Raw genomic sequence first — 321 nt, 5'->3', positions numbered from 1 at the left:
ATCTGTGGCCCGGCAGGCCCATCACCGGTGACTTTTTGGCGTAGCGCGTACTCGATGGCTGCCATGTCGTGTTCTGGGCCCATGACGTTCATAGGGCGGGATGCTTTACGCGAGCGACCAAACCGGATTGTTGGCTCCGGAGCAGGCGTGTCCACTTCGGGGACGATGTCCTTCGCCCGACGCTGCAACGTCTCATAATTGCCTGGAACCGACAGCAACGCCAGGCGTAACTCCCATTTCTTGCCGGGGTCGGTGATCCCGGCAAGACATGATTCGATGTAGGCAAGCTGATCCAAGGACTTCTTCGTCGAGCGTGCCACT

The 321-nt window shown here is 59.2% G+C and carries 1 protein-coding gene; it reads right to left on the bottom strand.

The features are described 5' to 3' along the window. On the bottom strand, nucleotides 1-321 hold a 321-nt coding region (locus QP968_RS11215; protein WP_284856471.1), incomplete at both ends, for a hypothetical protein.

Origin of the sequence: Corynebacterium sp. MSK041 (genome assembly GCF_030232265.1) — a bacterium.
Lineage (GTDB): Bacteria > Actinomycetota > Actinomycetes > Mycobacteriales > Mycobacteriaceae > Corynebacterium.
This window is presented reverse-complemented; position numbering and strand designations above follow the sequence as displayed.